This is a genomic window from Sphingomonas sp. Leaf9 (assembly GCF_001421355.1).
In the GTDB taxonomy this organism is placed as follows: Bacteria; Pseudomonadota; Alphaproteobacteria; order Sphingomonadales; family Sphingomonadaceae; genus Sphingomonas.
Map to the genome: position 1 here is coordinate 256,930 of NZ_LMKC01000003.1, position 15,440 is coordinate 272,369.

Annotated in this window: 10 protein-coding genes; 9 read left to right on the forward strand and 1 reads right to left on the reverse strand. The window is 65.8% G+C overall.

Features of this window, described 5'->3' with window-relative positions; genetic code table 11:
- Window positions 1–63 precede the first annotated feature (63 nt).
- From ASE58_RS09135 to ASE58_RS09155, 5 genes are read left to right on the forward strand one after another with little or no spacing between them, the layout of a single operon-like run.
- Window positions 64–1,473 (forward strand): sugar porter family MFS transporter, encoded by a 1,410-nt coding sequence (locus ASE58_RS09135; RefSeq protein ID WP_082467844.1) that lies wholly within the window; start codon window positions 64–66, stop codon window positions 1,471–1,473.
- 56 nt (window positions 1,474–1,529) lie between these two features.
- Window positions 1,530–3,311 (forward strand): IlvD/Edd family dehydratase, encoded by a 1,782-nt coding sequence (locus ASE58_RS09140; RefSeq protein ID WP_268795067.1) that lies wholly within the window; start codon window positions 1,530–1,532, stop codon window positions 3,309–3,311.
- A gap of 12 nt (window positions 3,312–3,323) precedes the next feature.
- Window positions 3,324–4,463, forward strand: a complete 1,140-nt coding sequence (locus ASE58_RS09145; protein WP_055820215.1) for a fumarylacetoacetate hydrolase family protein — start codon at window positions 3,324–3,326, stop codon at window positions 4,461–4,463.
- A gap of 23 nt (window positions 4,464–4,486) precedes the next feature.
- On the forward strand, window positions 4,487–5,281 hold the full coding sequence (locus ASE58_RS09150) for an SDR family NAD(P)-dependent oxidoreductase (protein ID WP_055820219.1): 795 nt from the start codon (window positions 4,487–4,489) through the stop codon (window positions 5,279–5,281).
- 1 nt (window position 5,282) lies between these two features.
- Window positions 5,283–6,173 (forward strand): SMP-30/gluconolactonase/LRE family protein, encoded by an 891-nt coding sequence (locus ASE58_RS09155; RefSeq protein WP_055821038.1) that lies wholly within the window; start codon window positions 5,283–5,285, stop codon window positions 6,171–6,173.
- A 289-nt stretch (window positions 6,174–6,462) separates the two neighbouring features.
- Here the strand turns inward: ASE58_RS09155 and ASE58_RS09160 are convergent, their stop codons facing one another.
- Entirely contained in the window at window positions 6,463–7,485 is a 1,023-nt protein-coding gene (locus ASE58_RS09160) for a LacI family DNA-binding transcriptional regulator (protein WP_055820222.1), read from the reverse strand.
- Window positions 7,486–7,669: 184 nt separating this feature from the next.
- On the opposite strand from ASE58_RS09160, the gene ASE58_RS09165 reads away from it, so the two are divergent.
- The 4 genes from ASE58_RS09165 to ASE58_RS09180 are packed head-to-tail and all read left to right on the forward strand — an operon-like array spanning window position 7,670 to window position 15,411.
- Window positions 7,670–10,423 carry a TonB-dependent receptor gene (locus tag ASE58_RS09165; protein ID WP_055820225.1) on the forward strand — a complete coding sequence of 918 codons (2,754 nt, stop codon included), beginning with the start codon at window positions 7,670–7,672 and terminating at the stop codon, window positions 10,421–10,423.
- Between the two features lie 58 nt (window positions 10,424–10,481).
- The gene (locus ASE58_RS09170; RefSeq protein WP_055821040.1) at window positions 10,482–12,002 is read left to right on the forward strand and encodes a tryptophan halogenase family protein; all 1,521 of its coding nucleotides are present in this window, start codon (window positions 10,482–10,484) and stop codon (window positions 12,000–12,002) included.
- Entirely contained in the window at window positions 12,002–13,789 is a 1,788-nt protein-coding gene (locus ASE58_RS09175) for an alpha-amylase family glycosyl hydrolase (RefSeq protein ID WP_443024656.1), read from the forward strand. Before ASE58_RS09170 ends, ASE58_RS09175 begins: the two co-directional genes overlap by 1 nt.
- Entirely contained in the window at window positions 13,789–15,411 is a 1,623-nt protein-coding gene (locus tag ASE58_RS09180; RefSeq protein WP_055820230.1) for an alpha-glucosidase family protein, read from the forward strand. The genes ASE58_RS09175 and ASE58_RS09180 overlap by 1 nt, the downstream gene beginning before the upstream one ends.
- Window positions 15,412–15,440: the final 29 nt, after the last annotated feature.

Here is a 15,440-nt window from a genome sequence, read left to right on the forward strand (position 1 = left end):
AATTCGCCACCGTTACCGCTAACACGCCGTCATGCGCGGCAGTGAGCCTGGGAGTGGATGGGGATGACAGAGGCGAGCGGGGAGCGCGTGAACATCGCGCTTGTCATCGCCATCGTCGCGGTGGCGACGATTGGCGGTTTGCTATTCGGATATGACAGCGGTGCGGTGAACGGGACCCAGGAGGGGCTGAAGACCGCCTTTGGCCTGAGCGAAGCGGGATTGGGCTTCACGGTCGGCTCGCTGCTGATCGGTTGCTTCGTCGGCGCGTTCCTGGCGGGGAAGCTGGCCGATGCGATGGGCCGTCGCAAGGTGATGATGCTCGCCGCGGTGCTGTTCCTGATCGGTGCGCTGGTCCAGGGGTTCAGCCACGTCCAGCTGCTGTTCGTTGTGGCGCGTTTCATGGGTGGCATGGCGGTCGGCGCGGCATCGGTGCTGTCGCCCGCCTATATCTCCGAAGTGGCCCCGGCGAACATTCGCGGGCGGATGACCACCATCCAGCAGATCATGATCATCACCGGCCTGACCGCCGCGTTCGTCGTGAACTATTACCTCGCCGCAGCGGCCGGTGCCTCCACCTCGATCTGGTGGGGCGGCTATGAGGCGTGGCGCTGGATGTACTGGATGCAGGCCATTCCGGCCGCCGTGTTCCTGGTAGCGTTGCTCTTCATTCCGGAAAGCCCGCGCTACCTGGTGCAGAAGGGGCGGATCGACGAAGCGCGCATCGTGCTGACCCGGCTGTTCGGCCCGGCGGCGGCCGCTGCCAAGGTACGCGACATCGAGGCGTCGTTCAGCAAGGACCACAAGCCGTCGCTGCGCGACATCATGGACCCGGTGAAGGGCGGCATTCGCCCGATCGTATGGGCAGGCCTCGTGCTGGCGGTGTTCCAGCAGCTGGTCGGCATCAACGTCATTTTCTATTATGGCGCGACGCTGTGGCAGCTGGCAGGCTTTACCGAGGGCCAGTCGCTTCAGATCAACATCCTGTCGGGCGTCGTATCGATCGCGGCATGCTTCGTCACCATCGCGCTGGTCGACAAGGTCGGGCGCAAGCCGCTGCTGCTGATCGGGTCGGCGGGCATGGCGGTGACGCTGTGGGCGCTGGTCTATTGCTTCCACAACGGCACGCTGGATGCGGCGGGCAAGCTGCAGCTGTCGGCCGATCTCGGCACCGTCGCGCTCATCGCGGCCAATCTGTACGTCGTGTTTTTCAACGTCAGCTGGGGCCCGATCATGTGGGTCATGCTGGGCGAGATGTTCCCGAACCAGATGCGCGGATCGGCATTGGCGATCTGCGGCTTTGCCCAGTGGTTCGCCAACTATCTGATCGCGCAGAGCTTTCCGATCATGGCATCGGCGCTGGGCCTGACCGTCACCTACAGCTTCTATGGCGCCTGTGCCGTCATCAGCTTCTTCCTCGTCCAGAAGTTCATTCATGAGACGAAGGGCAAGGAGCTGGAGGACATGCAGGGCTGATCCCGGCCCCCGCCGGTTCGCGACGGGCGGGGCTTTTTTCATCTGATCGAGTGGACATGATGACCCGCACTCCCGCCCGCCCGTTTCGCTCGCGCGAATGGTTCGCCGCGCCCGGCCGCCTAGACATGGCCGCGCTCTACCTCGAACGGTTCATGAACTACGGCATCACGCCCAAGGAACTGACCAGCGGGCGGCCGATCATCGGCATCGCCCAGTCGGGGTCGGACCTGACGCCGTGCAACCGCATCCACCTGGAGACGGTCAAGCGGGTGAAGGCCGGGATTGAGGCGGCGGGCGGTATTCCGATGGAATTCCCGACCCATCCGATCTTCGAGAATTGCCGCCGCCCGACCGCGGCGATCGACCGGAACCTCGCCTATCTCGGGCTGGTCGAAATTCTGAACGGCTATCCGATCGATGCCGTCGTGCTGACGACCGGTTGCGACAAGACTACGCCGTCGGCGCTGATGGCGGCGTCGACCGTCGATATTCCGGCGATCGTGCTGTCGGGTGGGCCGATGCTGGATGGCTGGCACGACAATGAACTCGTCGGGTCGGGCACGGTGATCTGGCGGTCGCGGCGCAAGCTGGCGGCGGGCGAGATCACCGAAGAGGAGTTTCTGGAGGCGGCGACCGCATCGGCACCGTCGGCCGGGCATTGCAACACGATGGGCACCGCGTCGACGATGAACGCCATCGCCGAGGGGCTGGGCATGTCGCTGCCCGGTTGTGCGGCGATCCCCGCACCGTACCGCGAGCGGGGCCAGATCGCGTACGAGACCGGCAAGCGTATCGTCGAGATGGCCTATGACGACCTGCGTCCGTCGAAAATCCTGACGCGCCAGTCGTTCCTCAACGCGATCGCGCTGATCACCGCGATCGGTGGGTCCTCGAACGCGCATCCGCATTTGCACGCCATGGCGCGTCATGCCGAGATCGAGCTGAAGCCGTCCGACTGGATGGAGTTCGGCTATGACCTGCCGTTGCTGGTCGATGTGCAGCCGGCCGGGCGGTTCCTCGGGGAACGCTTCCACCGCGCGGGCGGGGTGCCGGCGGTGCTGAGCGAGTTGATCGCGGCAGGGAAGGTCGACGGCAACGTCGCGACGGTGACCGGGAAGACGCTGGGCGAGAATGTCGCCAGCCGCGTCGTGACCGATCGCGAGGTCATCCGTCCCTATGATCAGCCGCTGAAGGAACAGGCCGGGTTCCTGGTCCTGTCGGGCAATTTGTTCGACGTGGCGATCATGAAGACCAGCGTGATCGGCCCCGATTTCCGCGCGCGCTATCTGTCGCAGCCGGGCAACGAAGGCTGTTTCGAGGGGCGGGCGATCGTGTTCGACGGGTCGGACGACTATCATCACCGCATCGACGATCCGGCGCTCGACATCGACGAGAACTGCATCCTCGTCATTCGCGGCGCGGGTGTGATCGGCTGGCCGGGGTCGGCGGAGGTCACCAACATGCAGCCGCCCGCCGCCCTGCTGCAGCGGGGTATCCAGAGCCTGCCGACGATCGGCGACGGGCGGCAATCGGGCACGTCGGACAGCCCGTCGATCCTGAACGCCTCGCCCGAAAGCGCGGTCGGCGGGGGGCTGGCGTGGCTGCGCACCGGCGACACGATCCGCATCGACCTGAACCATGGTCGCTGCGACATGCTGGTGGACGATGCGGAAATCGCGCGGCGCAAGGGCGACGGCATTCCGCCGGTCCCGCCCAGCCAGACGCCTTGGGAAGAAATCTACCGCGAGAAGGTCGGCCAGCTGGGTGACGGCGGCGTCCTCGATCTCGCGCTCAACTATCGCCGGACGTCGGAAACGACGCCGCGCCACAATCACTAAGGGGTGGTGGACATGAAGACCGAACATGCCGCGCGGATGCTGCCGGCGGATCACGACAAGGCGCTGCTGGTCGGCCGGATGCAACTGCCCGACGGGCCGACGCCGGTAGTGCTGAAGGGGGGCAAGGTCATCGACGTATCGGCGCATGCCGCGACCGTCGCCGACCTGCTGGAACGCAGCGACGTGGCGACGCTCGACGGCCCGGTCGTTTGCGACGTGGCGGCACTGGCCGATCCGAATGGCGCGCATCCGCCGATCCTGTCGCCGATCGACCTGCAATGCGTGAAGGCGGCGGGCGTGACCTTTGCCGTCTCGGCGCTCGAACGCGTGATCGAGGAACGCGCGCGGGGCGACGCCGATGCGGCGCAGGGCATTCGCGGCGATCTGGAAGCGCGCATCGGCGGCGGCATTCGTTCGGTAAAGCCGGGATCGGCCGAAGCCGCCGAGCTGAAAGCCGCGCTGATCGAGGCGGGGATGTGGTCGCAATATCTGGAGGTCGCGATCGGCCCCGATGCGGAGGTGTTCACCAAGGCGCCGGTGCTGTCGACAATCGGCTGGGGTGGCGAGGTCGGCATCCGGTCGGATTCGTCGTGGAATAATCCGGAGCCGGAAATCGTGATCGTCGCGACCAGCGATGGCAAGGCGGTCGGCGCGACGCTCGGCAACGACGTCAACCTGCGCGATTTCGAAGGGCGCTCAGCGCTGCTGCTGGGCAAGGCGAAGGACAACAACGCCTCTACGGGCATCGGCCCGTTCATCCGCCTGTTCGACGGCGATTTCACCATGGACACGGTACGCAATGCCGTCGTCGACCTGCGCATCGATGGTCCCGAAGGCTATGTCCTGACCGGCACCAGCACGATGCGCGAGATCAGCCGCGATCCGGAGGATCTGGTGCGCCAGACGCTGTCCGAGCATCAATATCCCGACGGCTTCGTCCTGTTCCTCGGCACGCTGTTCGCGCCGGTGCAGGATCGCGACGAACCCGGCCGTGGCTTTACCCACAAGCCGGGCGATGTGGTACGCATTTCCACCCCCTCGCTGGGTGAGCTGGCCAACACTGTTACCACGTCGAAGGCGGCCGAGCCCTGGGGCTTCGGCATTCGCGACCTGATGCGCAACCTTGCGCGCCGCGGCCTGATCGCCGCCTGAACCCTCTCTGCTGGAAACTCCCCATGTCGCCTGACGATTTCGCCTACCCAATCGCGCCGGAAGCCCGCGCCTCCTACCCGTCGCTCGCCGGCAAGCGCGTGCTCATCACCGGCGGCGGATCGGGGATCGGCGCGGGCGTGGTCGAGGGGTTCGTGCGGCAGGGCGCGCAGGTTACGTTCTTCGACATCGCCGAGGCGGATTCGCTGGCGCTGATCGAGGAACTGGCCGGCGCCGGCCCGGTGCCGACGTTCAAGCGGGTCGACCTGACCGACATCGCGGCGCTGAAGGCGGCGATCGCCGAGGCGATTGCGGACGGGGGCACGTTCGACGTGCTGGTCAACAACGCCGCCAGCGACGACCGCCATTCGATCGAGCAGGTCGATGAAGCCTATTGGGACAACCGGATGGGCGTGAACCTGCGCCACCTGTTCTTCGCGGCGCAGGCGGTCATTCCGGGGATGAAGGCGGCTGGCAAGGGCGTGATCGTCAACATGGGATCGATCAGCTGGCACCTCGCGCTGGAGGAACTGACGCTGTATCAGACCGCGAAGGCGGCGATCGAGGGGCTGACCCGCAGCTTCGCACGCGAACTGGGCGGGGACGGCATCCGGTCGGTCTGCGTCATTCCGGGCAATGTCCGCACCCCGCGCCAGCTGAAATGGTACACGCCGGAGGGCGAGGCGGAGATCGTGAAGGCGCAGTGCCTCAACGGGCGGCTGGTCGCGGGCGATATCGCGGCGATGATCCTGTTCCTTGCCTCCGACGATGCGCGGCTGGTAACCGGGCACAGCTTCTTCGTGGATGCAGGGTGGCGATAAGATGACGACAGTGCAGCGTTCGGAACCGGTCAGCGTCTGGGATTTGTCGGCGCCGTTGCTGGAAGGGCCGATCTGGGTCGATCGCGACCAGGCGCTATGGTTCGGCTGTATCAAGACGCCGCGCGTCCACCGCTATGATCCGGCGACCGGCGAACGGCGCAGCTGGGCCGCGCCGGGGCAGTGCGGGTTCGTGCTGCCCTCCGCCGACGGCAAGTTCATCGCCGGGTTGCAGACCGGGCTACATCGGTTCGATCCCGTAACCGGCGGGTTCGAGTTGCTGGTCGATCCCGAACCGAACCTGCCGGGCAACCGGCTGAACGACGCGACGGTCGATCCGTCGGGGCGGCTGTGGTTCGGGACGATGGACGATGGCGAACGCGCCACGACCGGTGTGATCTATCGCCTGGATGCCGATGGCCGCACGGTCGCTTCCGCGCCGGCGGTGCCGATCACCAACGGCCCGGCGGTCAGCCCGGACGGACGGACGCTGTACCATGTCGATACGCTGGGCGGGCATGTCTATGCCTGCGCCGTCGCGGCGGACGGGTTGCTGACCGACCGGCGGCTGTTCGTGTCGATCCCGAACGATGAAGGCTATCCCGACGGGCCGGCGGTCGATGCCGAGGGTTGCGTGTGGATCGGGCTGTATGCCGGCTGGGGCATCCGTCGCTATTCTCCGGCGGGCGAGTTGCTGGAGACGGTGCGGATGCCGGTCGATGCGATCACCAAGATCGCGTTCGGCGGGCCGGATCGGCGGACGGTGTTCGCCACGACCGCCAACAAGCATCACGACGCCGAACAGGCCGCCGCGCAACCGCTGGCAGGCAACCTGTTCCAGTTCGAGGTCGATGTGCCGGGGGTGGCGGGCACGGAGATTTCGGTCGGAATTTAGACCTTGATGACATGAAACCTGCCCGTTCGTGCTGAGTAGGGGCTGAGCGAAGTCGAAGACCCGTATCGAAGCACTTGGTCGGCAGTCCTTCGATACGCCCCTCGACAAGCTCAGTGGCTACTCAGGACAAACGTGTGAGCGTGAAGTCATCCTGCTAAAGGTTTGGCGACAAGGTTCGCCATATCGTCACCCCGGACTTGACCCGGGATCCCGCTTTTGGCCGGCGTTGGAAGAAGAAGCGGGACCCCGGGTCAAGCCCGGGGTGACGTGGTGGGCAGGCTGAACCCCTTCAACTCGACTTGCGCACCACCAGTTCGGGCGGGAGCAGGGCGGGGGCCGTGTCCCGCCGGTTGATGCGGCGGATCAGCATGTCGACCAGCAATTCCCCGGCGCGTGCATAATCCTGTCGGATCGTGGTCAGCGGCGGCTGGGCGAGCGACGCGGCGGGGATATCGTCGAACCCGACGACCGCGACATCGCCCGGTACACGCAACCCCGCTTCGCTGAGCGCCCGCATCGCGCCCAGAGCAATCATGTCCGACGCGGCGAAGATCGCGTCGAACGCGATCCCCCGTGCGAGTAGACGGCTGGCGGCATCATATCCCGACGCCTCGCTCGATAGTGCATCGACCTGCAACCCCGGATCGACCGGCAGCCCCGCTGCCTGCAGCGTTGCGGCGAGGCCGCGATAGCGGTCGCGGGATTCGGGGTAATGGCTGGAGGCGTCGCCGAGAAAGGCGATGCTGCGGCGTCCGCGATCGATCAGATGCTGTCCGGCATCGCGCCCACCGCCGAAATTGTCGCAGCCGATGACAGTGCCGGGATGCGCCGGATCGGCCGATCCCCAGCGGACGAAATGGGTCCCCTGCGCCACCAGCTGGTCGAGCCGCCGCGAATAATCGTCGAAATCGCCATAGCCGAGCAGGATAAGACCATCCGCCTTGCGACTATCCTCGTAATCGACATGCCAGTCGGCGGACAGCTGCTGGAACGAGGTGAGCAGGTCATAGCCGCGCGCGCCGCAGGTATGCAGGATCGACCCCAGCATCGACAGGAAGAACGGGTTGATCCGCGACCCGTCGGGCGCCGGGTCCTCGAAGAACAGCAACGCCAGCGTCGACGTGCTGCCGCGCCGCAGGGCGGATGCGTTCTTGTCGACCTTGTAATTCAGCTGGCGGGCGATCGCCTCGATCCGCAGGCGGGTGGCGGCGCTGACCGTCCGGTCGCCGCGCAGCGCCCGGCTGACGGTCGGTTGCGACACGCCCGCCAATGCGGCGATGTCGAACGAGGTCGGCTTGTCGCCCGCCGCCATGCCGTATTGTCCTCTTCGATCCAGATTTCGGGCAGTTGTAGCGGCGACGCATCGGTACCGGCAAGTGTCGACTGAATACGTATGCTGTCCGCTTCTCAAGAACCCGCAATGGTTTCAATAGGACGGTACGGACGAACCGGGCGAAAGAGCCGGGGAATCAACCATCGTTGGGGAGGATTGGATCATGCGGTATTCATCGCAAGCGTCGACGTGCGCCAAATTGGCGCGGGGGTCGAGCATCACGGCATTGATGGTCGCAGGGCTGCTGGCAGGGGCCGGCACCGCATTCGCGCAGACCGCACCGGCGCAGACGGACGCAACCGATCCGACCGCGACCCCGGCGGCCGAAGAAGACGTCGATATCGTCGTCACCGGCTTCCGAGCCAGCCTGGAAAATGCCGTCGCCGAAAAGAAGAATCGCGATCAGGTCGTCGAATCGATTTCGGCCGAGGATATCGGCAAGCTGCCCGACGCATCGATCGCGGAATCGATCGCCCGCCTGCCGGGCCTGACGTCGCAGCGCGTTTCGGGCCGGTCGAACTCGATCTCGATCCGCGGTTTCGCGCCCGATTTCTCGACCACGCTGCTGAACGGTCGCGAGCAGACGTCGACCGGCGACAACCGCGCCGTCGAATATGACCAGTATCCCGCCGAAATCATGAGCCAGGTGCTGGTCTACAAGACCGGTCAGGCGAACCTGGTCGGACAGGGCCTGTCGGGCACCGTCGACCTGCGCACCGTCCGCCCGCTGGAATATGGCCGCCAGGCGATCTCGATCGGCGCGCGCGGCACCTATGCCGATCTGGGCAAGCTGAACGCCGGGTCGCGCGACAAGGGCTACCGCGTCAGCGGCACGTACATCGACCAGTTTGCCGACGACAAGATCGGCATCGCGCTGTCGGGCAACTATCTGGACGAACCGTACCAGATCCAGGAATTCAACGCCTGGGGCTATGCCGGTTTCAACGGGCAGGGCGTGATCGGCGGATCGAAGTCGTACGTTACCTCGACCCGTTTGAAGCGCCTCGGCCTGTCGGGCACGTTGCAGTATCGGCCGGTGCCGAACCTGACCGTGACGGTCGACGGCTTCTATTCGGACTTCAACGACGACCAGATCAAGCGCGGCATCGAGCTGCCGCTGGGCTATGGTCAGGATTTCAACAATCCGAACAATGCCAATGGCGTGAAGCTGACCGGCACCACCGCCAATAGCGACGGGTTCGTCACGTCGGGCACCTTCGGCAATGTCGAGGGCGTGGTCCGCAACGACACGTTCGAGCGCAAGGCGAAGCTGTATTCGTTCGGCTACAACATGGCATGGCGCGGCGACGACGGCTGGAACGCTACGCTCGACGCCAGCTATTCGAAGACCGATCGTGAAGAGATCATCCTCGAAAGCTATGCCGGCACCGGATACGGCCAGAATGTCGGCGCGAAGGACACGATCTCCTTCACCAGCGGCAAGACCGGCACCGTGTTCAAGCCGACGCTGAACTATTCCGATCCGAACCTGATCCTGCTGACCGATCCGCTCGGCTGGGGCGGGACCAACCTGCAGGCCGGCTATTTCAACGACCGCATCGTCAAGGACCGGATCGCCCAGTATCGCTTCGAGGTCGAGAAGGAGCTGGACAGCTTCTTCAGCGCGGTGAAGGTCGGGCTGAACTATACCGATCGCGACAAGTCGCTGACTCCCGACGAAGCGCTACTGGCGCTGAGCGGTGGCCTGCGCCAGCTGCGCATTCCGGATCAGTATGTGAAGGAGCCGACGAGCCTCAGCTACCTGGGTCTCGGGCCGATGCTCAGCTACGATCCGCGCGACCTTCTGGCGGGCGGGGTCTATCAGCTGAACCCGAACACCAGCCCCGACGTTCCGGCAAAGGCGTTCCGGATCGAAGAAGACCTGATGACGATGTACGCCCAGGCGGACATCAACCAGGACATCGGCGGTTCGGTGCTCACCGGCAACATCGGTGTGCAGGCAGTCGCGACCGAGCAGAAGTCGTCGGGTCTGATCGCCGCCAACGGGGCGCTGTCGCCGGTAACCCGCGGCGCGGATTATTGGGACCTCATGCCCAGCCTTAACCTGTCGCTGCGCATGCCCGGCGACTGGGTGATCCGTGCCGGTGCGGCGCGGCAGGTGCAGCGTCCGCGTCTGGACGACATGCGCGTCGCGCTGGGCTATGGCTATAATCCGAACGAACGGATTATTACGGGCGGCGGCGGCAATCCCTCGCTGCGTCCGATCCGATCGAATTCGTTCGACCTGACGCTGGAGAAGTATTTCGGGCGGTCGGGCTACATCGCGGCGCAGGGCTTCTACAAGGACCTGAAGTCCTACGTATATAACCAGACGCTGCCATTCGATTATTTCGCGTTCCCGACGCCGACCGGCACCCCCGCTGGAACGCCGACGCTGGGCCGCGTCGACCGGCCGATCAACGGCGAGGGTGGCAGCATCTATGGCGTCGAACTGGCTGCGACCCTGCCGCTCAGCACGTTCGCGTCGTTCCTCGACGGCTTCGGCGTGACCGGTGGCGGTTCGTGGACCAAGACGCAGATCAAGCCCGATCCCAACTCGCCGCCGGAAAACATCCCTGGCTATTCGAAGTGGGTCATCAACGGCACGGCGTATTTCGAGAAGTGGGGCTTCAGCACCCGCGGATCGGCGCGCTACCGCTCGACCTTCGTCGGCGAACTGTCGGGCTTTGGTGGCAATCGCCAGCGCCGCCGCGCGCTGGACGAGACGATCATCGATGCGCAGGTCGGCTATGAGTTCCAGAAGGGCACCGTCCTCGAAGGACTGTCGATCTTCGTACAGGGGCAGAACCTGACCGACGAGCGCTTCTCGACCGTCGATCCGGGATATGACCTCGCCGTGATCGACTATCAGAGCTATGGCCGGCGCTTCCTGGCCGGGGCATCGTTCCGGTTCTGATGCACTGCATCCGCCCGCCCTCGCACGGGGCGGGCGGGCCGAACGGATGGAGGCGGGGATGGCGATCGATCAGGAACCGGTACGGCGCGTCGCCATTATCGGGGGCGGATCGGCCGGATGGATGACGGCGGCGGCGCTGGCCCGCTTCCTGCCCGCCGGTACCGCCGTCACGCTGGTCGAATCCGATGCGATCGGAACGGTCGGCGTGGGCGAGGCGACCATCCCGCAGCTGCGCCTGTTCAACCATAATCTCGGCATCGACGAGGATGATTTCGTCGCCCGCACCGGTGGCAGTTTCAAGCTGGGCATAGAATTTGCCGGCTGGAACGGCGCCGACAGCCGCTACCTCCATGCATTCGGCACGATCGGCCGCGCGGTCGGGCTGGTCCCGTTCCAGCATTACTGGCTGGCGGCGGGCGGCGGGGATCGGCCGCAGTCGCTCTGGTCGCACAGCGCCTGTGCGGTCGCGGCAGCACAGAACCGCTTCGACCGCGATCCCGGCAGTCCGCAGGCGCCGTCGGGTGTGTCCTGGGCCTATCATTTCGACGCCGCGCGTTACGCCGCCTATCTGCGCGAGCTGGCCGAGGCGGGGGGCGTCGTTCGGGTCAAGGGGCGCGTGGTCGACGTCGCGCAGGACGGTGAGAGCGGGCTGATCGCCGGCGTCACGCTGGACGATGGTCGCCTGGTCGAGGCCGACTTTTTCATCGACTGTTCGGGGTTCGCCGCGCTGCTGATCGGGCGGATGGCGGGGGATCGCTGGGACGATTGGTCGGCGCTGTTGCCGTGCGACCGGGCGCTGGCGGTACCCTGCGCGTCGGTAGCACCGATCACGCCCTATACCCGCGCCACTGCCCGGGCGGCAGGCTGGCAATGGCGCATCCCGTTGCAGGAGCGAACCGGCAATGGCCTCGTCTATTCCAGCGCGCATTTGTCCGATGACGAGGCTGCGGCGACCTTGCTGGGCAATCTCGGCGGGGCGGCGCTGGGCGACCCGCGCCCGCTGCGCTTTACCACCGGTCGGCGGCAGGCGCCGTGGATCGGCAACTGCGTCGCGCTGGGGCTGGCCGCCGGGTTCATGGAACCGCTCGAGTCCACCTCGATCCATCTGGTGCAGTCGGGCATTGCGCGGCTGTTGGCGCTGTGGCCGGCCGCTACCCCACGCGCGGCCGATATTGCCGAGTTCAACCGCCAGTCGGCGCGCGAATGGCTGAGCATCCGCGACTTCCTGATCGCGCATTACGCGCTGAACGGGCGGGACGAGCCGTTCTGGCGAGAGCGCCGCGCGACGCCGTTGCCCGACAGCCTGGCCGGACGCATCGCCCTGTTCGAGCAATCCGGCCGGATCGTGCGTGACGAGCATGAGCTGTTTGCCGAAGTGGCGTGGTTGCAGCTGCTGATCGGGCAGGGGGTGGTGGCCAGGGGCTATCACCCGCTCGCCGCCGCGCTGCCGGCCGAACGGCGCGACCAGTTTCTCGACATCTCGGCGCAACATGTCGCCGCCACGGTCGCGCGGATGCCGACCCATGACCAGTTCCTGCGCGCCCACTGCCCGGCGCCCGATGCAAAGGTTGCCGCGTGATCCGATCCCTGCTCCTCGCCCTGACCCTTGGGGCCAGCGCACTGCCCGTTGCCGCCGCCGCGCAGGATTTCCGCGCGCGCGCGCCGGAGGACGAGGTGATCTATTTCGTCCTGCCCGACCGGTTCGACAATGGCGACACGGCGAACGACCGGGGCGGCATGACCGGCGACCGGCTGGTCACCGGTTTCGATCCGACGTCGAAGGGTTTCTACCATGGCGGCGACCTGAAAGGGCTGATTGCGCGACTGCCCTATATCCAGTCGCTGGGTGCGACTGCGATCTGGGTCGGGCCGATCTTCAAGAACAAGGCGGTGCAGGGCGGGCCGGGCAACGAATCCGCCGGCTATCACGGCTATTGGATCACCGATTTTACCCAGGTCGATCCGCATCTGGGCACCAATGCCGAGTTCAAGGCGCTGGTCGATGCGGCGCATGCGCGGGGCATGAAGGTCTATATGGACATCATCGCCAACCACACCGCCGACGTGATCCAGTATCGCGAATGCGTGGGGCAGACCGCGTGCGTCTATCGCAGCCGCGCCGATTATCCCTATGCCGCCAAGGGAAAAAACCGGGGCTTTGCCGGCGACGGCGTGCAGACGGCGGAGAATTTCGCGAAGCTGACCGATCCGTCCTTCGCCTATACCCCGTTCGTACCCGCAGCGGAGCGGTCGGTGAAGGTGCCGGCATGGCTCAACGACCCGATCTACTACCATAATCGCGGGAACACGACCTTCAGCAACGAAAGCTCGCAGATGGGCGATTTCGTTGGGCTGGACGATCTGATGACCGAAAACCCGCGCGTCGTGGCGGGGATGATCGATATCTTCGGCAGCTGGATCGACCGGTTCGGCATCGACGGCTATCGCATCGATACCGCGCGCCATGTGAACCCCGAATTCTGGGCAGCGTTCGTGCCCGCCATGCAGGCGCGGGCCAAGGCGCGGGGCATTCCCAACTTTCACGTCTTTGGCGAAGTCGCGCTGTCGTCGCTCGATGCGGGGGGCCTTGCCGCCTGGACCAAAACGGGCAAATTCCCGGCCGTCCTCGATTTCTCGTTCCGCGAAGCCGTGCTGCAAAGCGTGGCGGGCATCAAGGGCACCGATGTGTTCGAAACGGTGTTCGACGGCGACGTCCTCTATGCCAATGGCGAGGCGACGGCGCGGCAGTTGCCAACCTTTACCGGCAACCACGACAATGGCCGTTTCGCCTTCTATCTGCGACAGGCGCGGCCGCAGGCGAGCGATGCCGAAATCCTGAAGCGCGTGATGCTGTCGAACGCGATGCTGCTGAGCCTGCGCGGCGTGCCGACCATCTATTCCGGCGACGAACAGGGCTTTGCCGGCGACGGCAACGATCAGGACGCGCGCGAGGACATGTTCGCCTCGCAAGTCGCATCGTACAACGACAACAAGCTGGTCGGTACCAAGGCGACCACCGCGACCGCGAACTTCACGCCGAGCCATCCGCTGTATCGGCAGATCGCCGAACTGGCGAAGATCAGGACGGCGACCCCGGCACTGACGCGCGGTCGCCAACTGCTGCGCGCGCGGGAGGAAAAGCCCGGACTGCTCGCCATCTCGCGCTTCGATCCGACCAGCAATGCCGAAGTCCTGTTGCTGTTCAACACCGCCGATGCGCCGATCACCCGCAACGTGCAGGTCGACACCGCCTCTACCCGGTTTAGGGCGCTGGCCGGCCGCTGCGGCACCGTGACCGCGCCGGGCGCGATCCGCGTCGACCTTCCTGCCCTTGGCTATGCGGTATGTGCCGCGGAGACCCGATAATGACCGAAGCTGCCGTCCGGGCGATCGCCCCCGAACCCGCCGCCGCCCGCCCGTGGTGGCATGGTGCGACCATTTACCAGATCTATCCGCGCAGCTTCGCCGACAGCAACGGCGATGGGATCGGCGACCTGCCCGGCATCACCGCGCATCTCGACTATGTCGCGGCGCTGGGTGTCGACGCGATCTGGCTGTCGCCGTTCTTCACGTCGCCGATGAAGGATTTCGGCTATGACGTTGCGGATTATTGCGATGTCGACCCGATCTTTGGCACGCTGGCCGATTTCGACGCGCTGATCGCCAAGGCGCATACGCTGGGCCTGCGCATCATCATCGATCAGGTCTGGTCGCATACCAGCGACGAACACCCCTGGTTCGTCGAGAGCCGGTCGAGCCGGACCAACCCCAAGGCCGACTGGTATGTCTGGGCCGATGCCAAGGAAGACGGCTCGCCACCCAGCAACTGGCAGTCGGTGTTCGGTGGCCCGGCATGGACGTGGGACGCGCGGCGCGGGCAATATTATCTGCACAATTTCCTGAAGGAACAGCCGCAGCTCCACGGCCACAATCCGGAGTTGCAGCAGGCGTTGCTCGACACCGCGCGCTTCTGGCTCGACCGGGGTGTCGACGGGTTCCGGCTGGATGCGATCAACTTCGCGATGCACGACCCCGACCTGCGCGACAATCCGCCGATGCCGAGCAACGGCAAGACCCGGACCCGCCCGTTCGATTTCCAGCGCAAGCTGTATAATCAGGGACATCCGGACATTCCGGCGTTCCTCGAACGGGTCCGCGCGCTGCTCGACAGCTATGGCGACCGCTTCACCGTCGCCGAAATCGGCGGCGACGATGCGACGCGTGAGATGAAGCTGTTCTGCGCGGGCGACCATCGGCTCAACACCGCCTATGGCTTCGACTTCCTCTATGCGCCCGAACTCAGCCCCCGCATCCTGCGCGACGCGCTCGACAATTGGGGCGAGGATGCGCCGTGGCCGAGCTGGGCGTTCGAAAACCATGACGCGCCGCGTGCCGTCTCGCGCTGGCTGACCGATCCGGCGAATGCCGGTGCGTTCGGGCGGATCAAGATGCTGCTGCTCGCCTGCCTGCGCGGCAATATCTTCCTGTATAATGGCGAGGAGCTGGGGCTGCCGCAGGTCGAGATCGCGTTCGAGGACCTGCAGGACCCCGAAGCCATCGCCAACTGGCCGCTCACCCTGTCGCGTGACGGTGCGCGCACGCCGATGCCGTGGGCGGCCGATGCCGACAATCTCGGCTTCGGCGCGGGCAAGCCGTGGCTGCCGACCGGCCCGGCGCACCGTGCGCTGGCGGTCGACCGGCAGGCGAACGACCCGCAGTCGCTGCTGGCCTTTACCCGGCGGGTGCTGGGGCTGCGCAACGCCCATCCGGCGCTGCGATCGGGCAGCATGACGATCGTCGAGGCATCGGACGCGATTTTCGCGTTCGAGCGTGAATTGGACGGGCAGCGGCTGCTGTGCGTGTTCAACCTGTCCGACGCACCTGCGACCTTTGCCGGCGGCGAAGCCACGCGCGCGATCGAAACCATCGGCGACGTCGACGGGGACCGCTTCGGCCCGTTCGCGGCGCGCGTCGCTGTGCGCGACTGATACCAGATATAAGGGAGAAGGCGATGAGG